This window comes from Chryseobacterium daeguense DSM 19388 (assembly GCF_000430825.1).
Lineage (GTDB): Bacteria > Bacteroidota > Bacteroidia > Flavobacteriales > Weeksellaceae > Chryseobacterium > Chryseobacterium daeguense.
The window spans coordinates 86,709-111,103 of sequence record NZ_AUMT01000008.1; the positions used below are offsets into that span (position 1 = coordinate 86,709).

At 33.1% G+C, this 24,395-nt stretch carries 23 protein-coding genes and 9 tRNA genes; 7 read left to right on the forward strand and 25 right to left on the reverse strand.

What is annotated here, in order from left to right; genetic code table 11:
* Positions 1 to 51: 51 nt before the first annotated feature.
* The 7 genes from H560_RS0110755 to H560_RS0110785 all read right to left on the reverse strand — a co-directional run bounded on the left by H560_RS0110755 (position 52) and on the right by H560_RS0110785 (position 6,079).
* The gene (locus tag H560_RS0110755; protein WP_027380052.1) at positions 52 to 1,095 is read right to left on the reverse strand and encodes a TerC family protein; all 1,044 of its coding nucleotides are present in this window, start codon (positions 1,093 to 1,095) and stop codon (positions 52 to 54) included.
* Between the two features lie 87 nt (positions 1,096 to 1,182).
* Positions 1,183 to 1,794, reverse strand: a complete 612-nt coding sequence (locus H560_RS0110760; protein ID WP_027380053.1) for a TerD family protein — start codon at positions 1,792 to 1,794, stop codon at positions 1,183 to 1,185.
* A 101-nt stretch (positions 1,795 to 1,895) separates the two neighbouring features.
* Positions 1,896 to 2,840 carry a hypothetical protein gene (locus tag H560_RS0110765; RefSeq protein ID WP_027380054.1) on the reverse strand — a complete coding sequence of 315 codons (945 nt, stop codon included), beginning with the start codon at positions 2,838 to 2,840 and terminating at the stop codon, positions 1,896 to 1,898.
* Between the two features lie 15 nt (positions 2,841 to 2,855).
* A complete protein-coding gene (locus H560_RS0110770; protein WP_027380055.1) occupies positions 2,856 to 4,028 on the reverse strand; it encodes a toxic anion resistance protein in 1,173 nt (390 codons plus the stop codon).
* Positions 4,029 to 4,034: 6 nt separating this feature from the next.
* A complete protein-coding gene (locus H560_RS0110775; protein WP_027380056.1) occupies positions 4,035 to 4,589 on the reverse strand; it encodes a TerD family protein in 555 nt (184 codons plus the stop codon).
* A complete protein-coding gene (locus H560_RS0110780) occupies positions 4,579 to 5,403 on the reverse strand; it encodes a phosphoribosyltransferase family protein (RefSeq protein ID WP_027380057.1) in 825 nt (274 codons plus the stop codon). The genes H560_RS0110775 and H560_RS0110780 overlap by 11 nt, the downstream gene beginning before the upstream one ends.
* Position 5,404: 1 nt before the next feature.
* Positions 5,405 to 6,079, reverse strand: coding sequence for an HAD family hydrolase (locus tag H560_RS0110785; RefSeq protein ID WP_027380058.1), 675 nt, complete (start codon positions 6,077 to 6,079; stop codon positions 5,405 to 5,407).
* Positions 6,080 to 6,531: 452 nt separating this feature from the next.
* Here H560_RS0110785 and H560_RS0110790 point away from each other — a divergent pair, with 452 nt between their 5' ends.
* Positions 6,532 to 7,467, forward strand: coding sequence for a LamG domain-containing protein (locus tag H560_RS0110790; protein WP_027380059.1), 936 nt, complete (start codon positions 6,532 to 6,534; stop codon positions 7,465 to 7,467).
* A gap of 84 nt (positions 7,468 to 7,551) precedes the next feature.
* On the opposite strand, the gene H560_RS0110795 is transcribed toward H560_RS0110790, so the two are convergent.
* Positions 7,552 to 9,090 carry a SulP family inorganic anion transporter gene (locus H560_RS0110795; protein ID WP_027380060.1) on the reverse strand — a complete coding sequence of 513 codons (1,539 nt, stop codon included), beginning with the start codon at positions 9,088 to 9,090 and terminating at the stop codon, positions 7,552 to 7,554.
* 659 nt (positions 9,091 to 9,749) lie between these two features.
* On the opposite strand from H560_RS0110795, the gene H560_RS0110800 reads away from it, so the two are divergent.
* From H560_RS0110800 to H560_RS0110820, 5 genes are all read left to right on the forward strand, one after another.
* Positions 9,750 to 10,178: a transposase gene (locus H560_RS0110800; protein ID WP_027380061.1), complete on the forward strand. Its 429-nt coding sequence runs from the start codon at positions 9,750 to 9,752 to the stop codon at positions 10,176 to 10,178.
* 12 nt (positions 10,179 to 10,190) lie between these two features.
* Positions 10,191 to 10,517 (forward strand): helix-turn-helix domain-containing protein, encoded by a 327-nt coding sequence (locus tag H560_RS0110805; protein ID WP_027380062.1) that lies wholly within the window; start codon positions 10,191 to 10,193, stop codon positions 10,515 to 10,517.
* Between the two features lie 119 nt (positions 10,518 to 10,636).
* Entirely contained in the window at positions 10,637 to 11,029 is a 393-nt protein-coding gene (locus H560_RS0110810; protein WP_027380063.1) for a hypothetical protein, read from the forward strand.
* A gap of 132 nt (positions 11,030 to 11,161) precedes the next feature.
* On the forward strand, positions 11,162 to 12,142 hold the full coding sequence (locus H560_RS0110815) for a tetratricopeptide repeat protein (RefSeq protein ID WP_027380064.1): 981 nt from the start codon (positions 11,162 to 11,164) through the stop codon (positions 12,140 to 12,142).
* A gap of 252 nt (positions 12,143 to 12,394) precedes the next feature.
* Complete coding sequence (locus H560_RS0110820) at positions 12,395 to 13,780, forward strand: tetratricopeptide repeat protein (protein WP_027380065.1); 1,386 nt, start codon at positions 12,395 to 12,397, stop codon at positions 13,778 to 13,780.
* Positions 13,781 to 14,661: 881 nt separating this feature from the next.
* Here the strand turns inward: H560_RS0110820 and H560_RS0110830 are convergent.
* From H560_RS0110830 to H560_RS0110910, 17 genes are all read right to left on the reverse strand, one after another.
* Positions 14,662 to 15,759, reverse strand: coding sequence for a slipin family protein (locus H560_RS0110830; protein WP_027380066.1), 1,098 nt, complete (start codon positions 15,757 to 15,759; stop codon positions 14,662 to 14,664).
* A gap of 922 nt (positions 15,760 to 16,681) precedes the next feature.
* Positions 16,682 to 17,230, reverse strand: a complete 549-nt coding sequence (locus H560_RS0110845) for a 3'-5' exonuclease (protein WP_027380067.1) — start codon at positions 17,228 to 17,230, stop codon at positions 16,682 to 16,684.
* Between the two features lie 103 nt (positions 17,231 to 17,333).
* A complete protein-coding gene (locus H560_RS0110850; RefSeq protein ID WP_027380068.1) occupies positions 17,334 to 17,879 on the reverse strand; it encodes a 3'-5' exonuclease in 546 nt (181 codons plus the stop codon).
* A 156-nt stretch (positions 17,880 to 18,035) separates the two neighbouring features.
* On the reverse strand, positions 18,036 to 18,590 hold the full coding sequence (locus tag H560_RS0110855; protein WP_027380069.1) for a DinB family protein: 555 nt from the start codon (positions 18,588 to 18,590) through the stop codon (positions 18,036 to 18,038).
* Entirely contained in the window at positions 18,590 to 18,961 is a 372-nt protein-coding gene (locus tag H560_RS0110860) for a cyclic-phosphate processing receiver domain-containing protein (RefSeq protein ID WP_027380070.1), read from the reverse strand. The genes H560_RS0110855 and H560_RS0110860 overlap by 1 nt, the downstream gene beginning before the upstream one ends.
* A 10-nt stretch (positions 18,962 to 18,971) precedes the next feature.
* Positions 18,972 to 19,748 carry an ATP-grasp domain-containing protein gene (locus H560_RS0110865; protein WP_027380071.1) on the reverse strand — a complete coding sequence of 259 codons (777 nt, stop codon included), beginning with the start codon at positions 19,746 to 19,748 and terminating at the stop codon, positions 18,972 to 18,974.
* 20 nt (positions 19,749 to 19,768) lie between these two features.
* Positions 19,769 to 20,581: an ATP-grasp domain-containing protein gene (locus H560_RS0110870; RefSeq protein ID WP_027380072.1), complete on the reverse strand. Its 813-nt coding sequence runs from the start codon at positions 20,579 to 20,581 to the stop codon at positions 19,769 to 19,771.
* A 97-nt stretch (positions 20,582 to 20,678) separates the two neighbouring features.
* Positions 20,679 to 21,164, reverse strand: coding sequence for a ribonuclease H-like YkuK family protein (locus H560_RS0110875; protein WP_027380073.1), 486 nt, complete (start codon positions 21,162 to 21,164; stop codon positions 20,679 to 20,681).
* Positions 21,165 to 21,295: 131 nt separating this feature from the next.
* Positions 21,296 to 21,368: transfer RNA gene (locus H560_RS0110880), tRNA-Gln, on the reverse strand.
* Positions 21,369 to 21,374: 6 nt separating this feature from the next.
* Positions 21,375 to 21,447: transfer RNA gene (locus H560_RS0110885), tRNA-Phe, on the reverse strand.
* Positions 21,448 to 21,630: 183 nt separating this feature from the next.
* Positions 21,631 to 21,703: transfer RNA gene (locus H560_RS0110890), tRNA-Glu, on the reverse strand.
* Between the two features lie 162 nt (positions 21,704 to 21,865).
* Positions 21,866 to 21,952, reverse strand: a tRNA-Tyr gene (locus H560_RS0110895).
* Between the two features lie 186 nt (positions 21,953 to 22,138).
* Positions 22,139 to 22,220, reverse strand: a tRNA-Cys gene (locus H560_RS22950).
* A gap of 265 nt (positions 22,221 to 22,485) precedes the next feature.
* Positions 22,486 to 22,557, reverse strand: a tRNA-Pro gene (locus tag H560_RS22955).
* Positions 22,558 to 22,755: 198 nt separating this feature from the next.
* Positions 22,756 to 22,829, reverse strand: a tRNA-Arg gene (locus H560_RS0110900).
* A gap of 4 nt (positions 22,830 to 22,833) precedes the next feature.
* Positions 22,834 to 22,907 (reverse strand) — tRNA-Lys (locus H560_RS0110905).
* 7 nt (positions 22,908 to 22,914) lie between these two features.
* Positions 22,915 to 22,982: transfer RNA gene (locus tag H560_RS0110910), tRNA-His, on the reverse strand.
* 838 nt (positions 22,983 to 23,820) lie between these two features.
* Here H560_RS0110910 and H560_RS22370 point away from each other — a divergent pair.
* Positions 23,821 to 24,378, forward strand: coding sequence for a hypothetical protein (locus H560_RS22370; protein WP_027380075.1), 558 nt, complete (start codon positions 23,821 to 23,823; stop codon positions 24,376 to 24,378).
* Positions 24,379 to 24,395 lie beyond the last annotated feature (17 nt).

Here is a 24,395-nt window from a genome sequence, read left to right on the forward strand (position 1 = left end):
GTAAAATAGTGAAAAATAAAAGGCCCTACTGATTTGTAGAGCCTTTTCAATTTATTCTTCTAATTTATCTTTGTCACCAGTAACCTTTTCAGGGAACATAACGGATAAGAGAACCGAAATCACCAGTACTCCTCCCACAATTCCCAAAGAAATTGGTGATGGAATATGAATCCATGGTGCAATTAACATTTTAACTCCAATAAAAGCCAGGATAATTGCCAGACCATAAGGAAGCTTGCTGAACATGTGAATGAAATTTGCTAAAAGGAAGTATAAAGATCTTAATCCTAAAATTGCAAAAATATTCGATGTATAAAGGATAAACGGATCATTTGAAATCGCAAAGATCGCCGGAATGGAATCTACCGCGAAAAGTACATCCGTAAACTCAATTACCGCTACCACCACTAAAAGCGGAGTTGCCATCTTGATTCCGTTTTGAATCGTGAAGAACTTATCTCCGTCATAGTTATCAGATACTTTCCAGAATCTTTTTACCAGCTTAGCACCCGGTGTATCGCTGAAGTCCTCATTATCATCTTCTTCACCCTCTCCCCAGGATTTGATCCCGGCATACACAAGGAACAATCCGAAAAGAGTCATCACAATGTTGATTTTCACCGGATGTCCGAAGACGTTCATTTCCGGAAGATACGTAAGGTTGATAAGCCCCACTCCCGCAAAAATGAAGACTGCCCTGAAAACAAGCGCTCCGATGATTCCCCAGAAAAGAACCTTATGGTGAAGATGCTTTGGAACTTTGAAAAAACCGAAAACGAGGATAAATACAAATAAATTATCCACCGAAAGCGCCTTTTCAATCCAATACGCAGCCTGATACTGCGTGAATTTTTCTACCGCCAGCTCATGACTTCCCGGACCCATATCTGAGTTATAAACCCAGTATACGACACCGGAAAAAACCATTGACAGCGAGATCCAGACAATTGACCAGATAGTAGCTTCTTTGGAAGAAACCTCATGACTTTTTTTGTTGAAAACTCCCAAATCCAGGAGCAACATGATAACTACAGTTATCGCAAATCCCCAAACCAAACCCGGATGAAGATCTAAAATACTAGTATTTTGTCCCACTTTTTAATGTGCTTATTATATGATAAAAGCAATAGCTGCACGGTTGTACAATTATTGCTAAATATTAATTGGTTAATTTATAATCTCTTACAAATAATTTTGCTTTACAGTTTCAATCGTTTCCTGTAATTTCCTGTCTTTGGTAGGGTCTCCGATGGCGTTGAATTTCCATTCTCCGTTTCTCTTGTAGAACACTCCCATCACCATAGCAACATGACCTTTGAAAGAAGCATCATTAGCAATGTCATATTTTGCAAAAACTTCTCTTACATTGGTAGGAGTTCCTTCATAAATCCTGATTGAAGCAAAAGGAATTGTCCCGAAATCCTGGCCTTTGTAGCTGTTCAAAACCAATGCTACGTGCTCTACATTCGGTTCAAGATTACTGAAATCCACTGTAATCACTTCGTTATCAAGACCGTCATCTCCATTTACATCCCCGGTAAGATCATCTCCACTGTGTCTTACGGAACCGTTTTTAGATTTTAAATTCCCGAAATAAATGATTTCCGTTGCATTTTTATTGGAATCATAAAGAATACAGCTTCCGTCCAAGTCCACCGCTTCTCTAGTAACTCCCCCGAAAAATCCTTTTTTCTCGATTGCCCCCCAATTGATTCCTACACAAGCCTGGGTAAGAGCCGTACCATTTTCTTTCGTCAGGTTTATTCTTTGACCTTTTTGTAAATTAATAGCCATTTTATGTTTTATTATTTGTTTAATTTGATAAAATCGTGCACCATTTCATCGGGTTTCACCCAATGCTATTTTTGTGTCGCCCCTTAGGGCTCTCCATTATTTTAATTATTTAAATTTAAATTCAACATGGCACGAAGAATGTTCGTTTCTTCATTCACATCGAATATTTTACTCATAATATCAATACTTTCCAGATTTCGAAGATAGTCTTTCAAAACGGTTTCCACATCATCGGGCAGCTTCCGTTTTTTTTCCTCAATGGTTTCTTCCAGTTCTTCATTTTTTCTTTTCAATTGATTGATAATTGAAATCTGGTTGGATTCATTTTCGGAAGTATTTAAATAAGATAATTCATCATCAATTAAATACAATCTTTTTTCTTCCACATTAAATATAAAATGTTCGTCGGACTGGAAAATCCTGAACAATTCATATTCATTCCTGTCTATCCGGTAACCACATACAAAACGAACTTTAAACTGCTGTATGTTTAATTTTCCCAACAATTTTCTCTCAATGGAGTAATCCTGATACTGATAAGAAGGAACCGGATGCGGTTTTAATTTGCTCTCATCAGCTTCCGTTCTGTAGAATTCTGCTGCATATTTTTTTTGAAAATATAAAACATCATTCCAGTTCAGGGTAAATTTATCTTCCGTGAGATCTTTATAAAGATTCCTCAGATGCTGGGAAAATATACCGCTGTATATCTTTCTGTCTGTTTCAAAACTATCGGTTTTCTTTTCCTCGAAGGCCTCAATGTATTGATTATTAATATTTATCTCGTTAATAACAGCCAACAGATCATTTTCCTTTTTTCGTTTGATCTTGGTAAGCAATTCTATTAAACTATCGGTGTACTGTAGGTGAAAAAGCTCTAATTTATTGTAATCCAACGTCTTATTTTCTTCAAAAAGCTTATGTATAATATCCGTTTTGATATAAATGGAAATTACATCTACATTTTCAAAAAAATTCGAAAGAAGCTTAAGTTTCGTTAATCTTCTTTTGCTTTGAGATAGTATGGTTACAGCTTCATCATCCACCTTTGTCCTGTATTATTAACTTCTGATATTTGCTTTTAGTTCGTGTTCCAGTGTCTGAAGATCCTGATCCAGCTTTCTTCTGTTTTCGGCACCCTGCTTTTGGATCTGTTTTACTTCGTTCAATGTACTGATTAACATATTGGTAGTTTCTCTCAATGTTTCAGCAGAAACAATGGTCTGCTCATTGGCTTTTGCAACATTTCTTGAGTTTTGCCCAAGACGTTCCGCATTTTTTCTAAGAATTTCTTCTGTTGTAGAAGATACTTTCTGCTGAATCTCAATATTTTGCTGCTGTCTGTGCATAGCAACTGCCAGAGAAAGCTGATTTTTCCAAACCGGTAATGTCGTGGTAAGAATTGTCTGAGCTTTTTCAGCAATAGAAACGTTATTGTTCTGTACCAATCTGATCTGTGGAAGTGACTGCATCATAATAAGACGAACCACTTTAAGATCTGCCATTCTCCTGTCTAATCTTGCGATGAAATCTCTTTTATCAGCAATCTGGTAATCAGCATAATTCTGAGGGTTAGTTTCCATTTCCGCCAATTCCTGAGCAGCTTTTTCCATTCTTAAATTTCCTGCAATAACAAGATCTTCAATCTGTTTGATGGAATTTACGTTGCTGTCAAAAATCGTCTGCAAAACTGCATTATCCTTGGAAGAAGTAATGATTCCGGCATTTACTTTATGAGAAATCTGGTCAATATTATTAACGATCTTATCATATTTCGCGAAAAGATTTTCCACCTGTGTCATGACTTTTTTCATGAAAGGCAATTTGCTCAAAAATCCTTTTACAGGGTTTCTGTTGTTTATTTCATCAACATCTACGTAGTTCAGCTCGATCAATAAATTATTAATGAGTTCCCCCACTTCACCGGAATTTGATCTTCTTACGTTTCCTAAGAAGCTGTCACTCTGGTTAGCTAAAGTTTTTTGCAGGTCTGCCCCGAAATTCACAATGGAACCCGGATTTGTTTCATCAATAGCATTAGCCATTGTTTCATACTTCTGACGCTCTTCTACCTGCAGCTGATTCAGGTTTACATTCCCGTCCCTGTCCACAAGAACTGCCGGAGCTGCATTTTGTGCAGGCTGGGCCGGAGGTGTGACCGGAGTAGGCTCAAATGTTTTAAGAGGCTCTATTGAACCAAGAGGATCGTTTGACTGATTGGGTTGATTATCCATAGTAAATTATTGATAAATTGATACAAATTTTTCAAGACCTTCTCTCTGCCCGCTTCCTACCGCTTCGAATTTCCATTCTCCGTTTCTGTTGTAGATTCTTCCGAATTCCACAGCGGTTTCAATAGAGAAATCTTCGTCCAATTCATATTTTAAAAGTTCTTCGTTGGTATCTGTGTTAAAAATTCTGATGAAAGAATTTCTTACCTGTCCGAAGTTTTGTCTTCTGGCATCTGCATCGTGGATGGTTACCACAACGGTGATTTCCTGTACAGCAGGATCAATTTTCGTTAAATCTATTTTAATCTGCTCATCATCACCGGCTCCGTCACCCGTTAGGTTATCACCTGAGTGGATCACCGCTTTATCCGGAGATTCAAGGTTATTGTAAAAAATAAAGTGATTATCCGATACCAGTTTCTTGTTTTCTCCTAATAAAAACAAAGATGCATCCAGGTCAAAAGCTGTTCCGGTAGATGTATTGTTGATATCCCAACCCAGTCCTACCGTGAATTTTGGTGCATTTATATTTTCTCTTTGTCCTTTTTGTAAGTTAATAGCCATAATATAATTCAGTTTGTGTTAATATGTTAATATTATTTTCAAATTCTTTTATTAAATGATAATTGTTGCTGATGGCGAGCTCTAAAAGCTTATCCATCTGTTCCTTTTTTATTTTAGACGAAAGATATTCAAAATTACTTGATTCTAAGCCTAAAATATATTTTACGATTCTTGTATTAAACTCAAAACTCGGCTTTAGCATTACTTCTGCGATGTGTTCTACATTTTTCACCGCATAATAATTGAAGAAATTTTCAATTTTCGGATCCAGTTCAAGATTCATCAGCTCAGCATAATACATGAATAAAAATTCTCCATCCACGTTATACTGCTGCAAAATCCTGTTCACTGTATACTCATGACTTCCGGTAATTTTGATATCGTCTATAAAAATACAAAGTTTTCCCCTAAGAAAATCTTTATCAAGGTAATAAGTATCATTGGCGATCAAATTTTTCCGGTCTTCAAAGCTTAATGTGCCGTAATCTATAGTATATGTATGATTTCTATTGATTTTTGATAAAATGCTTGATTTTTTACCTTTTTGAAATAAATAAAAATCCAAATGCTTCTTAAAGTAGAAACATAAGAAATTAGAAGCCGTAGGGATAGCCATATAAGGACTTGGCAGCACTACAATTTCTTTTTCCGTATCTAAAAGTGTCTCATTTTCAGAAATAAAACCTTCAAAAAGCTCTTTAGCAAATTTTTCAGCATACGACTTATCGCCATATTTAAAATAGCTGTATTCCGCAGGTGAAAACGTGAACTCATCCGCCGAATGAATGTGATGCAAGCTGTATCTCTTATTCATATTATATTTGGTGTTTAAGTAAGTGTGCGTTGAAACCAAAATCTTTTGCACCTTTATAATCGGCTATCGGGTTATCGCCAATGTGCAAAATCTGCTTTAAATCCAAATCCTGATTTTTAATTAAATTTTTCACTTCCTGAAATATCCTGGGATTGGGTTTTGAACAATTAATTTCGTCTGAATAAATATGAAAATCAATGTACTGATCAAGATTTTCGTTAATTAGGAATTTCCTCATTGTTTTTCCTTTAATAAACCCTGTATTGCTCAGAATATTAATTGTCTTACCCTGATTTTTAATTTCATCAAAAAAATCGTGAACATCTTTGAAGATCACAACAGGGCTGTACTCAAGAAAAAGATTTTCGCTTTTCTGATAAAATTCATTTAAAATCTCCTTATTGATTTGCTTAATATCAACCTGTAAAGAATTTAAAATCAAGAGATATATTTCAAAAGTATCCACATTGCGCCCAATAACCTCGTTAATGGAATTGCAAAGATCATCATAATACCTTACGACTTTAGAGACCTCTTCAATGGGCTTTTCTACGTTAAAAAACGAGGAGAACAGCTCAACTCTTTTTGCTTTAAATTCAGGGTGAGATTTTATCAGGGTGAGCCATAAGTCAAAGGAAAAATGACTATGGTTATGAATGTCGATATCTGTTTTCAAAACAATTACAAGTTAAAAGTTTTATTTAGCTCTTTCTTGAAAAAGACTTTTGTTTTCATCATCAATTTGTGTTCAAAAAATTCTATTCTTTCCAAAGATAAAATTTTTAAAATTAATGCCTAATTTTTTATGATTTTTTATGATTTCATATTGTCTCAACTAACCCTTTCGGGCAATTACAAGATACTTATTCACTATAATTCATTGTTTATAGAATTAATTTATTAAAAAAAATACACTCATAAAATATTTCTCTATAATTAGAATAAAACAAATAATCTTTGAAGTTTATATTAATAAAGTAAACCAGCTCAACCAAATAAATTTAAATTTTAAATTCAGACAAGAAAAGAATAGTAAAACAGTTAAATCTTTATAATTTTAACATAATTTAACTATAAATAAAAATATAATTATTAATTTTATAACTCATGTTTTAAAAAAACTATTTTATGAAAAAATTATTCCTACTTTCTTCTATGCTTTTTACAATAGCTGCTTCTGCACAAACCCCCAACTATGTTCCCACGTCGGGATTGGTTGCCTGGTGGGGATTCGGTGGAGATGCAAATGACGCCAGCGGAAATGGTAATAACCTTACCGTAAACGGCGCCACCCTTACGACTGACAGAAACGGAAATGCTAATGCAGCTTATTCCTTTAACGGGTTTGGAAATTATCTTACAAAGAGTTCATTATCATACAATTTTTCTCAGACTGGAGCATTTTCTGTTTCTTTTTGGATGAAAAAAACGGGTAATGGCGAAGGAGTGGCTTTAATGAGCGGTTCGGGTACCAGTGGAAATTTCATCTGGCTTGTGCAGTGTGATGCCACAAAAACAATATATGGTACCAATAAGCAAGGTCAGCCATGGACTTGGCTGAATGGCCCCGCTTATTCTACCACACAATGGGAGCATTATGCAGCCGTTTATAATAATCAAACTATGGAATTTTATAAAAATGGCGTTTCTGTGGGTACAGTCAGCAATACTTACACTGGTACAAACACAGCTTCTTTACCTTTCTATATTGGAAGTGCAATAGGACCATCAGGATATATTATGGGAAGTATCGATGATGTAGGGATCTGGAACAGAGTTCTTACACCTGCAGAAATCAATCAGCTTTACACCAATGTATTATCTACAAATGAGGTTAATACCAGAGTAACAGGAAGCATTGCCCCAAACCCTGCAAGTGATTTTATAAAGGTTAGTTTACCGTTAAAAGGAACAAAACCCTATAAAGTTTCAGACATGAATGGAAGACTGGTTTTACAGGGAAATATCTCCAATGACAAGACAATTAATGTTACTGAACTTACGAAGGGCGAGTACTTTATAGAAATTGAAGGTGCTAAAAACTTAAAATTCATTAAAAAATAATACTCTTACAATTTTGATTAAAAAATAGACTGTAAACAAATTTTACAGTCTATTTTTTTATTTAGCAAAAAAAATATTCCAAGCCTATTTCTCCGGCATCACTTTGTAGGTAGGATCTTCCTGAATATTCACTTCTATCACCGCTTCAGCATTTTTGAGCATTTTAATACAGTCTTCGCTTAAGTGCCTTAAATGAAGTTTTTTATTAAGCTCACTGTATTTTTTTGATAATTTATCCAAAGCATCAATAGCACTCATATCCACTATCCGGCTTTCCTTAAAATCTACGATCACTTCTTCAGGGTCACCAGCAGGATCAAATTTATCCGTAAATGCAGTAACAGAACCGAAAAACAATGGCCCGAATATTTCATAATGCTTCACTCCATTTTCATCGATATGTTTCCTTGCACGAATTCTTTTCGCATTATCCCAGGCAAAAACCAATGCAGAAATAATTACACCAACCAAAACCGCCAGCGCAAGATTATGAAGGATAATGGTAATTAAAGCCACCGTAATTCCTACAAAAATATCAGATTTCGGCATTTTGTTAATAATTCTAATGGATACCCACTGAAAAGTACTGATCGCAACCATCATCATAACCCCAACCAGTGCCGCCATAGGAATTTTTTCAATAAACGGAGCTCCCACCAAGATGATAATTAAGATGGTAATGGATGCAATAATTCCCGAAAGCCTTGTTCTGGAACCGGCATTAAGATTTACAAGCGTTTGTGCTACCATTGCACACCCTCCCATCCCTCCGAAAAAACCGTTGGTGATATTGGCCAATCCTTGAGCTACGGATTCTTTGTTGGCGCTACCTTTGGAATTGGTAATTTCGTCTACCATTGATAGCGTGAGAAGAGATTCGATCAGGCCTACCCCGGCCATAATCATCGCATAAGGAAAGATGATCTGCAGTGTTTCTAATGAAAATGGTATTTTCGGAATATGAAAAGAAGGCAAGCTTCCACTAATGTGAGCAATATCTGCAACCGTTTTGGTATTGATCCCGAAGCCCAAAACAATCCCAAAAACAATTAAAATCGCTACTAATGAAGCCGGTACTACTTTTGTTATTTTTGGAAAAAAATAAACAATAGCGATCGTTAAAGCTGTAAGACCCGCCATTATATATAATGCCGTACCCTGCAGCCAGCCAGAGACACCAGACACATCAGTAATTTTAAACTGCTCTACCTGTGCCATAAAAATAATGACAGCCAAACCGTTTAAGAAACCATACATTACAGGCTGCGGAATAAGCCGTACAAATTTTCCCAACTTAAAAATACCTACCAGCATTTGGAAAATCCCTGCTAAAGCTACTGTTGCGAAAAGATATTCTACACCGTGGCTTTTTATTAAAGCAATCAAAACAACAATTGTTGCTCCTGCTCCACCAGAAACCATACCCGGCCTGCCGCCCAAAACGGCCGTAACCAGTCCCATCATAAATGCGGCATAAAGCCCCGTTAATGGAGAAAGCCCTGCTAAAATGGCAAACGACAATGACTCCGGAATCATGGTCATTGCTACCGTAAAACCGGCTAAAAATTCGTTTTTATAATTAATTTTCTTCGAAAAATCGAATAATGCAATGGTATTTTTCATTTCGCAGCAAAGGTATGTACTTACATTTTTTTATACAATTACTTATGATTTAAAAAACTCACAAAATATTGATCGTTAAAGCTTTTGATATTCCGTAAAAGTTAACATACAATATTTCACAAGTCATTCCATTTATTATATACTTTTTTCTACTAAATCGTGATTTCAAGAAAAATTTTAAATTGTTTTTTAGGTTTAGTTTCTATTTTTTTATATATTTGAAAATAAAGACGATAATTATTTTCTTAAAAATTTCAATAAATTCAACAGAATTGATTAAAAAAATTTCAGAAAAGAATATATTAAGGATAAGAAATTAACCAATAATTATATAAAGACAAATTGCATGAAAAAGCTTTAACAGGTAATATATCTATTTACTTTACCAAGAAATAGGTTTACTGGCAAAATGGATGATTAAAAAGGAATGATCGCTAAAGCATAGACAGAACGTACTTATGAAGACGCAAGAATTCTTACCAGATAAAAAAATCAACAAAAACTTTAGGTCCGGCAAAACTGCATGGTCCAAAAAATATATAGCAAAATTATGATTTTGTTATCCCTCAATCGTTTGATTGATTTTTTAAAAATAATTATTCTCCGCTATCAACTACCTGTTGCTAATGATGCAGATTTAACAAGCATATCTAATAAAAATGTTATATAAAGAAATACACATAGGGAAATTTATTAAAGAAAGAGTTGAGGAAATGCAGATCAATATGGAAAGAATCTGCAACTTCCTGAAGAAAGATGAAGATTTTATTGAAGAAATTTATGAAAGCAGCTCTATTGACACGGATCTTTTATTAAGATGGTCTAAACTTTTGGAGTACGATTTTTTCAGGCTTTACAGTTCACACCTTATTTTATATTCTCCACCATCAGCGGTTAATAAGACTAGCAACAATCAGAAATCAGAGAAGATACCTTACTTCAGAAAAAATATTTATACTCAGGAAATTAAGGAATTTATTATTCAAAAAATCCAATCGGGTGAGATGACACAAACTGATGTCATTAATGAATATTCCATTCCTAAAAGTACACTTCACAGATGGCTGCAAAAAAATAATACCAATTAAAAATAAAATATAATGCGCCCCAATTATAAAAAAATATACCTGGATATGCTGAAACAGGACCAGCCTGAGAAGCTTAAAGATCCCAAAATACAGACTCTTTTGCAGAATTTAAAAACTACAGAAGATGTTTTGAATTTTAATGAATTGGTTTTCAAACAATCTAAGGAAAGTATGAAAAACAACCAGAAGCTAAAGACGTATGATAAGAAAACGATGCTTAAGCTGCTACAATACCAGAAAAAGCATGGCTTTTCCACAAGCTATATGTCAAAAAAATATAAGATAAGCAGAACTACTCTTTCAAAATGGAAAAAAACATTCGAAGAGGATATTAAATAGAAAGTCGGTAAAGTTTACCGACTTTTTTTATTTTTTATTTGATATTTAAATAAGAATTATATTTTTGTAATAATAAATAATATATAATCTCAATATAGCTTTAAGGGGCAAAAGTTGATATGAGTAAAAAACACAACACTTTCAGAAACAGTATCTTGCTGTTATTTCTACTGTTTTCAAATATTGCTATTTGTCAGGATCAGGAATTTAAGGAAATTGATGATCTTCTTCAAAAAGCTGAAAACAGCAGGAAAAGATTTAATAATATTGAACAGCTGCAATATGCAAAACAAGCCAGTATTCTTGCTAAAAAGAGCGGCAATTCACAAAAAATTGCAGAATCTTACTACAATATTGCCCGTGCCTTATCTTTCCTGGAACTTCCCAAAGAAAGTTTTACGTATGTAAAAAAAGCAACTCAGCAAACTTATTATCAGAAAAGTAAACTCCTTCAGGCCCAGCTTAAAGAGGTAAAAGCTTTCAACTATTACAGTCTTGGGCTGACGTCTTAGTTTGACAAGGAACTACCTGGAATTGTAAAACTCCTGAAAGACGAAAATAATAAAGATGCTACCATACTTTTACAGAGAACATACCTGAACATCGGTGCCGGAAAGCCTGATTCGGCCAAGTATTATTCAAAATTGTGCTATCAGGAGCTTAAAAAAATACCGGAAAAATATGTCCATCTTGAACTTTCCGATTTCTACAGGTATAAAGGGACAGAATTTTTAGGTAAAAAGGGTGATTCGGCATTATATTATTTTCAGAAAAGCTTAGCTATAGATCGGAAATATAAGGATCCTGTCCTCTTCTTTGATTATACAGCTTTAGGGGACTACTATGCCAGTGAAAAACAATATGAAAAAGCCATAGGATATTATCAAAGTGCGATTCAAAATATTAAAGAACAGAATATTACGCCTTATCATTTTGTAAATAATGATTTATATAAAAAAATTTCCGAGCAGTATGACAAACTGGGAAATAAAGAAAAAAGTGAAGAATACAAAAAAACGTATGCAGATCTTCAAAGCAAACTTCTTACCGCCAGAAATTCCAATATTGAGCACGCATTGAAAATCATACTCAGCGATAAAGAAGAAGAATTTAAAAAATCTGAATATAATAAGTACATTTGGATTGGCGTGGGGGTACTGGTTTTACTGCTGATCTTCGTTATTATCTATAACATCTTAAGAAAAAACCTGAAACAAAAAGAAACGCTTATCACAGAAGTTCACAGCACCCTGCAGGAAAAGGAAGAAATAATTTCGCAGAAAACTGTGGAAACGGAAGAGCTTCAGCATAAAGTAAATGATGCTTACAATGAAGTATTTCAACTCGCCAAAAGCAATAATCCTTCATTTTATTTCAGATTTCAGGAAGTTTATCCGGATTTTCAAAAAAGATTGCTGGAATACAGTCCCGGTCTCAGAACTTCTGAACTTATTCTTTGTGCCTATACTTTTTTAGGCTTTAATGTAAAGGATGTTGCGGACTACACCTACAAATCTGTGAATACTGTGAGGAACAGAAAACAAAATTTAAGAAAGAAATTTAATTTATCCAGTGAGCAGGATATGGGAATATGGTTAAGAAATTTAACTGAAAGAAAGAGCTAATATGAATTTAAATTACTAATTATCAAATAATTAAATGAAAATAGTATACGGATAGTATGCTATTTTTTTTGTTTATTCATGAAATTTGTTTCCCTTTGCACCAGAAATCATTCAAGAATATTTGAAACGGTTTGACAACGAAAAACACAAGATGAAAAAGAGAAATTTTATGTCGGGAAGGATCCCAAAAAAATTCCCGGCATGAATTTCACACAAACACAAATGATGAAAATTTAATTCAAAAAAACACAAATGAAACAACTTGCGAAAAAAGCCAATATACTTGCGAAAAAATTAAAGGACGATAAAAGAATTGCAGAAAGCAATTATATAATCGCAAGATCATTATCCGGGCTGGAACTTCATAAAGAAAGTCTATCTTATGTACAGGAAGCTCTTCTACAGCCTTACACCCAAACCGATATTCTTCTTCAGGCAAAACTTCGGGAAATAAAATCATACAATTTTTATGTACTCTTTTTAGAATCTCAAAGTGCAAAAGAACTAAAAGATATTTCTAAGCTTCTGAAAAACAATAAAGATACTGCAGCCATACACATTCTGGCAAGGATCTATGGAAACACTGCTGGTCAATATTTTGATAAACAACAGCTGGATTCTGCAGCATATTTTTACAAGCTGGACCTAAATGAATTAAAAAAACTAAACGAAAAGAACGCATATCATTCATTTGCAGAACATTATACAGCTATAGGAAATCTGTATTTTCAGAAAAAAGATCTTGATTCAGCTTTTTATTACTACAAGAAAGCCTTTTCTTTAAAAACAAAATATAAAGACCCTATCCTATTTGTACAGTACATGACATTTGGGAAATATTATCAGGAAAAGAAAAATGAAAAAAAGGCGCTCAATTACTATTTAATGGCTATCCAGAATATTAGAGACAACTCCATCAACACTTTACTATTCAATGATTTAAATAAAAAAATAGCGGATATATACGGATTAATGGGCGATAAAGAAAAGCAAAATGAATATGAAACAGCCTATAAAAATACAGAGGATCAAATTTCACTCGAAAGAAGCAAAAGTGTAGATTATGCGTTAAATGTTGTTATAAAAGACCAGGAAAAAGAATATGAACGCTCAAAAAAGAAAAATTACTACTTGATTTTAGGCGGGATATCCCTAATGGTTTTATTATTTATTGTTTTTTATAATATTCTTAGGAAAAATTTAAAACATAAAGAAACTCTGATTACTGAAGTAAATACTACACTACAAGAAAAAGACGAAATAATTTCTCAAAAAACATCAGAAACAGAGGAACTTCAACTAAAAGTAAATGATTCTTACAACAAGGTTATAGAACTCGCAAAAAAGAATGATCCTATGTTTTATGAATGTTTCCAGGAGATTTATCCAGACTTTCAAAAAAAGCTTTTAGATTACAGTCCAGGCCTTAGAATCACCGAGCTTACGCTTTGTGCTTACACTTTTTTAGGCTTTACTATCAAAGATATTGCGGAGTATACACAGAAATCCATCAACACCATTAGAAACAGAAAGCAAAATCTTCGTAAAAAATTTCTCATTCCTACTGAAAAAGATATGGGAATATGGCTTAGAGATTTAACGGGTAAAAAGGCAGATGAACAGTCTGATATTTATTGATATATCAATTTTATCAGCAAAAATCATTTACCTTCATATCAATCTTCCTTATTTCAATTAAAAATAATCAATAATTCTATATAAATTTTATAATATAAAAACCTTAATTGAAAAAAAATTATTAATCATTGCATATAATGTTTATACCTAACATTTTTTGACCTTGAGAAAAAATTACATATTGGATTAATACGAAAAACAAAATTGTAAATCTATCCAAAAAGTTAAACAGCTTTTAAAGCCAATTTCTATAATTCCCATTTATTATCACAAAATTAAAAACCAAGAAAATATAAAAATCTTAATATTTTTCATTATCAAGTTGAAGTAATTCGAAAATAATATTACTGAAAATCAATAATTTAAATAAAACTAGTATTCAGATGGTATATCATTTTTTTTGTTTTAGCACGTAATTTTCATCTATTTGCATAAGTAAATAATGAATAATCTTTTTTTAAAAATTATTAAACACAAATGATGAAAAAATTTATATCAATTAGATTCTGTAAAATCTTCCTGGTATAATCACACTTCAAAAAGTAAAACTTTTGAAATTATTTCAATTTAAAATTAGATTTAAAATTTTACTAAAAACACAAGCAATGGTGAATTTTAATTTCAAAAAATAACTACACGTTTTTTTTGATTTTAAAAATCTAGAAACACAAGATGAAAAAATTTTTAATGCAAAAGGCAATATCCTTCATTGTATATTGCCTTTTTCTTAAACCTCATCTAATTTTACAAATAATATTCTTTTATATATATTTTTCAATAATAATGCCGGTGAATGTAATGTTCATCGGCTTATTTTTTAAAATAAAAAGGCAGCCCAAAAAAAATGGACTGCCTTCAATATAATGATAGTTATTAGTTTTCTATTTTGCGAATATTTCCTTCAGCTGAGAAACGATATTACTGTTTCCGGATACGGTGATATCTCCAATTTTATCGGCAATTTTCTCCATATATTCCATTTCTTTCAGCTTCCAAAGTACTTCATTTTCTTCCATCAGCTTTGCCGTATTCAGCAAACTTCTTGTGGAAGCCGTTTCTTCACGACGCATAATGCTGTTTGCCTGAGCTTTTTTCTCTGCAATTAACACCTGATTCATGATTTCTTTCATTTCGCCAGTGAGAATTACATCTCGGATGCCCGCGTCAGAAGCCATCAGACCAAGATCTGCTGCCTTGTTTCCAAGGTTTTCCAGGATTTCCTTACCTACAGAATCTTTTTTCAACAGTAATTCATCTAAAGTCAGCGCACCTACGAATTCACGGAGGGCAAGCTGCATCAGGATATACAATTGTTTGTCATAATCTTTATTTTCCATTAGTGCTTTCTCAATATTTTCTACCTGAAAACGCACATAAAAATTAATCCTAAGCATCGCTTTATCCTTTGTAAGAAGTTCCTGACCTGCAATTTCCATTTGCTGCATACGCATATCAACGGATTTTATTTCCACAGAAATTTCGTTATTCCAGAAATAGTATGTTCCGGCTTCCAGAACTTTGACTAATTTTCCATCAATAAACAAAAGACCTTTATATTGATTCGTAACAATAAGTTTTCTCACGAAATTTTTCAATTTCATATTTTCAAGAAGAGTTTTGGAGATATTTTCTGTAATCTCAACCTTCGTTAAATCAGCTTTTTGAAACTCTCTATTCAAAATTCCCTTCCAGAAAGCATACTGTCCTACATTCAGAACTTCTTTAAAAATTCCGTTTTCAAACATCAGTGCAATTTCACCATCTTTTACTTCAATGACCTCCAACATAGATTTTAGACTTTCATTTTTCAATAAAAGGGTAAGCTCATTGTTTGTTTTAAACAAAGATCTCATATCATAAATCTCTACAGACTTATTTCCAAAAATCCATTGACTGCCTTCTTTCAAAATTTCGATTAAGTTTCCGTTTCTGAAAACCAAACCTACCTGATATGCATTAATTTGTACTTTATTAATCATTGTTTATATTTTTAATAGTTATTATTTTAAAATAAGGAGAATCCAAGATTTTTCTTCCAAAAATGGCGGAAGTAAGATTTTCGGAAAAAATCCGTTTATATCAGACCAATAATTCTTAAATCTGTTTCTAAAAAATTTTATTAAAGTTGTTATCCAATCACTTATTTGTGATCTCAATACCATTTTATAGAATTTCTTTAGAAATTTATTCAACGATTATTAATCTTCCATTAAATTTCATTTTTCAGAAAAGTCTTTCTTGCAGGCTTTTTCAAAATGTTAATTTAACAACTGAAAAAACTCAGATTTCTCCTGAAGAATATTTTTATTGAGATATTCAACTCGAAAAAAAATAGATTTTTAGTCTATTTTCAAACTACAGTGACAGTGTAGTGCTCTGACCAAACTGAGCTACCTCATTCGAAGTGAGGGTGGGAGTCGAACCCACGCATCCAAAAAAGCTATTACTCTAACCTGACTGAGTTATATTCCCCTACGGAAATAGAAGGATTCGAACCTCCGACCCATAGCACATGGCGGAATTTTCTGGTAAACTCCTTAAACCTTCAGGTCAAGCTGAACAGAAAAAAATAATGTTTCTCAACAAAATTTCCTGCAATGGCGCTATACAGAAACACCCAACAAGACCAGTCTGATATTTTGACTAAAATTTGTTTTTCAAAATTTTAGTGTTATTTCATTTTGATGATGCAAAGTAAAAGTCTTATTGCGCAATCTTTTTGCGTAAAATATTTTAATGTGATTTTTTTATTATTGGAACTTAAAGTGAGGCAATCTAATTTTATTATTGAGATTGCTTCGTCGCTTCACTTCTCGCAATGACAGGACAATACTGAAATAAAAAAGCCTCCTAATAAAGGAAGCTTTTGTTATATTTTTACATTGCTAAATTGCAACATTACTATTGTTGCAGGCACCAATGTAATATTTTTGCAATATTCTTCGCATCATCCACCCCTCTGTGATGTGTGCCTTCAAGCTTGAAATTCAATTCACCTAAAGCTCTTGCCATACCGACACTTTTTCGAACAGTCGGATGTAATTCTCCGAATAATGTCTTCATATTGATATGGTCATCACTCAAAGGATAATCCACATTGAACCTTCTTGCCTGATTTTTAAGCATGTTTAGATCGTAGTTTCCATAGCTTGCCCAAGTAAGGTCTTCAGAATTGTACTCTGCTCTCAGAATATCTAATGCATCATCGAGCAAAATGCCTTCAGCATCAAGCATTTGCTGAGTAATTGAAGTCAGTTCCGTGCAAAACGGACTTACTTTTGAGAATTGAGGTTTTACTAAAATTCCTTCATTTTGTGAAATTTTACCGGTTTTTGCATCCATAATACAAACTCCGATTTCTATGATTTCACTTTCCTGTCCTCTCGGCGGCCGGTCATTCCAACATGTGGCTTCGAGGTCTATAATTAATATATTTTCTGTTGTTTTCACTTTTTTTTAAATGTTTAAAAGGCAATGAAGATGGGTGCGGGAAGATGTAAGTTTACAGTACGTAATTCACTTCCTCCTCCAGCTTCAAACTTCCGGCCCATGATTATTCCAAAATTTTCCTTAAAATTCTGGCTGCATTGTAAGCATCGTCTGCTCCGCTGTGATGTTGACCTTCAAAATCCATGTGCATAGCACGAAGGGCTCTTTTCAAACCCATCATTTTATGAAGTCCGTTATAATGTTTGAATTGATGCATCACATTAATATAATTTTCTGAAAAAGGATTTTCAATACCGAGATACTCGCACTGTTCCATGATCTGCTCTTTATCAAAATTTCCAAACCCTGCCCATGTAAGCGATGTCGAATCGTATTCATCCCTGATCTTTTCACAGGCTTCTTCAAAATGAATTCCTTTTTCTTTAATTAATTGCGGCGTAATTCCCGTAAGATCAGTACAGAATTTACTGATTTTAGACCTTTCAGGAATGACATAAATACTTTGCTTTTTGGCAATTATGTTTGTATTTCTGTTTAATTCGCAAATTCCTATTTCTATAATATCGGTTTTTTGACCAGGCGGGATCCTGTCGTTTTCCCAGCATGTGGCTTCTAAATCGATGATTAATATTTTGTTTGTTGTTTTCATAGTTTACATTTTAAAAAGGATCGAAATTGAGTTTATTAATAAAACTCTACACAGCAATTTTCATTCTGAAAGAATCAACTACACTTTTCATAATAAGCCTAGTACTTTTAAATAGTAAAGCACACATAAGAAAAATCAAAGATTTTCGTTTATAGTTTATATTTCTAATCCATTATTCTTCATCTGAGTAACATGTCTTTGAGCATGAAGAGAAAGGAAATAAATATATTCGTACACATTGATTTTCCCCAATTCATTTACAGTCATTGTTGTTTTACAGAGAAGACCTTCACCGTTCTTCATTATATTTAAATAGTTTAAACATTGATTATATTGCAGAGAAATTAAACTTCTAATTTCATTTAAATCCAATTCTCCTTTTGGCTCCATATGCTTCGGTCTTATCCACTCAAAAGCACCATACTCACCTACTTTTTCAAATTTCTCTTTATCGAAGCTGTAATTTTTTATTTCAAAATTTAAATCAAGATTTTGATAATTCCGCTTTGCTTTTTTTGAGCCTTTTTCAATGAGAATCAACAAATAAAAGTTCGTCAGATAAATATGTTCTAAAATCTGCTGAACTGTCCAACCTCCATTTGAAGGCTGAAAGTTCATCATTTCTTTATCTTTATCAAACCATCTGTCGACCTCATCAAAACTGAGTTTCAAATGCATTTTTATATCCTGAATTAATCTAAAAATATCCATTACAATATTTTAAAGTTTTTTAAAAGGCTTTCAATATTTTCCTTTCCAACAGGATTCATGGAGTGACAATAAAATTGTGGTAAGTCTAAATAATTATCCAGACAATATTCCACCAGCCATTTTGCACAATCGTAACCTGTTTTTTCAACAAATTCCTGAGAATTCTTTTCCAAATAATGTTCATCTGCAAGATCGTGGTCAAAAGAAATCATTTCCGGAAGTCCTTTTTCCAAAATCCTATTGACAAACTGCTCGTAATTTCGAACAATATGCCAGTCTTTCCTGAGGAAAATATCCTGTTTTGTATAATGATACGCCTCAATCGGATATCTTATATCGTCCAGAAATATTAATCTTTTTGTTAGTTCCATTGCTTATCTTTTAATTGGAAAAATAAATATTCAAAGCTTTGATAATACTTTTCACGTTGGTATTGGGATAAAATCCGGAACTGTTGATGCAGTTTATTTCAACGATTTTCCAGCCTTCATCCGTTAAACAAATATCCATTACAAAAGCTTTTTCAAGATTAAAAAGTTGGATCATTTCATTGGCAAAATTTAATCCGTCTTCTGAAACTTTTTCTTCGAAAGGAGCATTATCATTGAATTTATAATATCCTGCATCTATGATTTGTCCACCGACAATCCAGAGTCTTGCCTCTTTAATTGTCTGTTTGGTTTCAGAAATTTGAATCAAAGAATCTTCTGTAATTCTATTCGATTGACTTTTCAATGCTTCAAAAACAAAATCATTCCATTCTGTTTCATTAAAAACTTTTCCTGTAAAAATTTTCGCTTCATTATAAGGTTTAATGAATTTTAATTCATCTTTTTTCCAAATCAAATTTTCTGAAATTTTATGAATGGAAATTTTGTGATTCAAAAGGTTTTCACCATAATATTTGGAATACACTTCATACAGGTGATTTCCTCCGTAAAAAGAACCGGGAAACCAGTCGGCATTTTGTTTTGCCAATCTTGCAATCGTCACCGAACCATATACGAAAACATCTTTCCTGTCTGTTTCGAAATCTATTTTTTCTGCATTTGGAGGAATATTAATTACGTGATAGTCAATATTTAATTCTTCTAAAGCATCAAAAATTTTGTAATGATCGGGATCTAAATACACATTAGCCTGAACTAAAAAATACATGGTTACTAGTTTTAAGTTGTTTATTTACTTTTTACAATACCTGATAATTCTAGTTTTGCATCTTCAGGAAATCCTGAAAGACCGGGAATATCGTTGTATTCTAAAATCACTTTTTCTCCGTTTTCTGTTTCCAGAACATCAATGGCAACAATATCTGCTTTGATATTTTCCAGTAACAGTTTTACTTTTTCAATCCATTCTTTTTCCGGCTCAATAATTTGATATTCCTGGGTTAATGAATTGGCTTTCCAATATTTGCCTTTTCTTTTCATTGCCCAAACTTTATCATTTATTGCCAAATAACGAATGTCATATTTATAGTTAATAAATTTCTCTGTTGTCACATAATCCTGATGAATAAAGAGTAAATCTTTTAATTCTTCCCATTTTTCTTCATTCGAAATCAGACTTTTTCCATATCCACCATGATGATTTCCAACTTTAACCACGAAAGGAAATTGAATTGCAAGATTTTTCAATTGAGTGGTACTGGTTGCCACATTAAAATCAATAACAGGTAATCCCAATTTTTTCAATCGATTTAACATTGATAATCTTTCATAACCCATCAATAATGTTGATGCTGAATTTACACAAGGAACTCCTGAATATTCAATTAATTCCAAAATGTTCCTATGCTTTGCTTCCGGATTTATCGCTCCTAATCTCCAAAAGATTACATCCGGTTTGCAAACTCCATCTGTATCGATCACATACAATTCAGAATTTTTTAAAATAAATTCCGATGTCTGAACTTTTTTCTGAACCACATTAAATCCTGCAAAATAATCTTTCCAGTATTTTTCTCCATTAATGATTAAAATTGTTTTCATAATTTATTTTTTTGGATGGATGCTAGAAGCTGGATGGGGAAGTTAAATTCATACTGTTAAAAAACTTCCATCTTCCATCACCCCGCTTCCAGCTATTTTACACCATCATATCAGCACAATTGGAACTTGCGAATGCGTAGGGTTTTGCTTTAAACACATATCCCATTCCCAGAATATATCCCATGGCGTCTTTCAAAGCGACGTTGGATTTAAAATCAGGATCGGTATTAATGTCTGCGTGTACCTCCATTTCCACATCATAAGTTTCCAGAATAGAGCAAATTGAATAAGCGATTTCTACGGATTTGTTGACCTCATTTAACATTCGCTCTTTGATACTGATCTTCTGTATTTCTCTTTCTTTTCTGATAAAGGTAAACGCTCCTTTTCCCTCACGAATAAAGACAACTGCCGTAGCATAATTAATGGCGTCACCATACACGTGGGAGTCTGATCCCACACACACTTTCAGTCGGTGTCCATTTGCCTGTTCGCGGATGATGGCTTCTTCTACCAGCTGTGTGATAGAGTTGTGGAAGATTTTTCCAGTCATGTTCTGCCATGTTTGTTGTTGCGTTTCCATTTTTTCTACATCTTTTAAATTTGTTTTGTTTAAATTTTTATTAATTATTATTTGAATATTAAAGTTCGCAAAGGCGTTTCACTCAGCCAAGAACACAAAGCCTTTTTTCCAATGATGACAGATAATTTCTGTTGATTCATCAGGACTCGAACCTGAACAGCAAGAGTCAAAGTCTTGTGTGCTGACCAATTACACTATGAATCAGTTTTGTGGAACAGACAGGAATCGAACCTGTACCTTTAGTTTTTCAGACTAACGTGCAGACCTTCTACACCACTCTTCCAAGCTTTATAAGTAATTGGTAATTAGTAATATTTTTTGCGCGTAGTTTATTACTCATTGCATATTACTCATTACTTATAATTTTAGGTCTGAGAAAAGCTTATCTATATTTATAAACTATGCCTGTTATATTGTAAAGATCTTCTGCGCTCGACAAACTTTTCTCTTTTCCATTTAAACCTAGTACTCTATAAGGGAATCGAACCCTTATTTTCTGCTCGAAAGGCAGACGTCCTGAACCGTTAGACGAATAGAGCGTTTTTCTTGTGAATTGTAAATAATCAATTCGCTTTGCTGTCAGTTTAAAATTCACTTACGTAGCAAAATTCACGATTCACTTCTTTGACCACTAATCAGGAATCGAACCTGAACAACAAGAGTACATTTCCTGCATGCTGCCATTACATTATCAGCGGTGTTGGTGGAAGTAGTAGGATTCGAACCTACTCAGCAATGAAGCAACAGATTTACAGTCTGCCCCGACTCTCCAACTTCGGCGTACTTCCGGATTTTGAAACTGGTTGATAGTTGCTGGCTGATAGTTTTTTAGATAACACACAACCCTAACTTTTAGCTTCTAATTTTTAAATTGAAGAAAAACAAAGCCTGTCTTAATTTTTTGTTTGATATAAGAACTTCTACGCTCGACAAACTTTACTTTTCTTCGGAACTAATCTCATTTTAGTTATTTGAGATGGTTATGGGAGTCAAACCCACTCAGCTTACGCAACGGTTTTGCAGACCGCCCCGACTCTTCCACTTCGGCGAACCATCAGATTTTATGAATAATAAACAATTAGTAATGAGTGAATTTTAAGCTAACTACTAATTTCTAACTTCTCAATTTTTGAGTTAAGAAAAAGCTTGTCTATATATTATATCGTGTTTTTAGCGTAAAGATCTTCTGCTCTCGACAAACTTTTTCCTTTTCTCTTTTGAAACAATTTAACTTCATGAATGGTAAATAATCAATTAGCTTCGCGGTCAATTTTAAAATTTAACTGTGAAACAAATTCACATTTGACCATTCACTTTTTCGTCTGGAAAGCAAGATTCGAACTTGCGACCTCCCGCGTCCAAGACGGGTAAACAACCACCGTTATCTTTCCAGTTTTGCAGATTCACTTCAAAATCTTCTCCGAGAGACAGTCGGATTGGAAGTTTCCGTGAACCTTTTGTGGTCTATGCAAGATTGTTCATCATCACATATATTTTTTCTTTTGAATTCACGAATGCTTTGCATTTCGAACTCGCAGTGCCTGAGCGACAGTCAGGCAGATTAGCCATTACATCAATAGACCTTTTTTTGTGATTCCGACAGGACTCGAACCTGTAACCCTGGGTTTAGAAAACCCATGCTCTATCCAGTTGAGCTACGGAACCTTAGTAATCCCAGAAAGATTTGAACTTTCAACCCTTAGTTTAAAAGACTAGTGCTCTAACCATTTGAGCTATGAGATTTTCACTTTGGGTATCTCCGGGGATCGAACCCTGTTCTCCGGTTCCACAGACCGGCGCTTTACCAAATAAGCTAAAGAAACCATAAAAAAAGCGCCTCTTTTTGGGAGGCGCTTTATATTTTTAGACGTGTCAGTTGATTAGCTGACCCATTTATATAAGCACCTTTTTTTCACAAATTCACTATCAAGAATACATGCAAGTCCCATCGGCTCTTGTCCGTGTTGTCTTGAATACTGATTAGATATGTTATGTAATTGTTTCATTATATTCTTATTGTTTAAAACTGTTTTTTGAAGATTAAAAAACGTGTTGCTTTTAATTTTCGGTTGCAAAGTAAATATGAAATTTTTTAACTCGCAAATTTATTTTTCAATTAAGTATTTGAAAATCAAATAATTATACTCAAAATTTAGAATGCAGAATTTCTGTCCGCAATACTTTGCAGATGTCTTAAATACCTAAATGACTGTCTCTCATCGGGTTACTTATCACGCTTTATTTTCTTATTAATTGTTCATTTGTTATTAAATAATTTTCACTTTTATGGTTATTTTTTTTCATTCTAAATAATTTATGCTCTAAAAACACAAAAAACGCCCCGATCGTCGAGGCGTTTCTGCAGTATTTTGATTAAATTTTTACGGGTTTACAGTAAATAATTTTCAAAGCAAGCACATTTCGCCTCATCCAATATCATCCATTCATATCCAAACGATCCCTTTATTACCGGGCGATCGCATAGATTTAAACTGATATGTGCTCTTTGTATTGTCATAATTTTATTGGTGCAAAGATAAAGGTTTTTCTTTTATTGTTGACAACTGTAAAAACTATAAGCTGATATTTTCAGTTACCTAAAGTTTTAAATAATCTTATTCTTTAATTTTGTTCAAATAATATAGCTGGTAAATTTATGTTGAAAACTTATTCAATTGTTATTCATCCTCAAGATTCAATTATTGAACTTTTTAAAACCTTTAAAAGTAAATTGTACGATACAATCGGAACTTATGGAAGTTGTAATTCAATTGCTCATATAACTATTTTAGAATTTGAAGCAACGGACGAGGAATTGAAATATATCATTGAAAAACTTATAATGATTACTCAAAAACAAGTATCATTCAACACAATATTTGATAAAGTTATTTGTTCCGATTCATCAAAATCAATAATCGTTTTACCTTGTAAGAGTGGAAATGAGATTTTTAAAAAACTATTACGAAATGTCCGCCAAAAAATTAATGGATATAACAATAAATCTAATGCTCATTTAACTATTGGTAGAAAACTTAAACCTGAACAACTGATAAAGTCAAAAGACCTTTTTCGAGACGTCAAATTTGATTTTCATTGTAATCAAATTGCTGTAAGAAGGTTTAGTCCAAGTATCGGACAGTTTGAAATAATACAAAAATTTCCTTTTTACGGAAAACCGGATAATATTCAACAATTATCTTTCGGATTTTAATATTTTAAATCTAAATT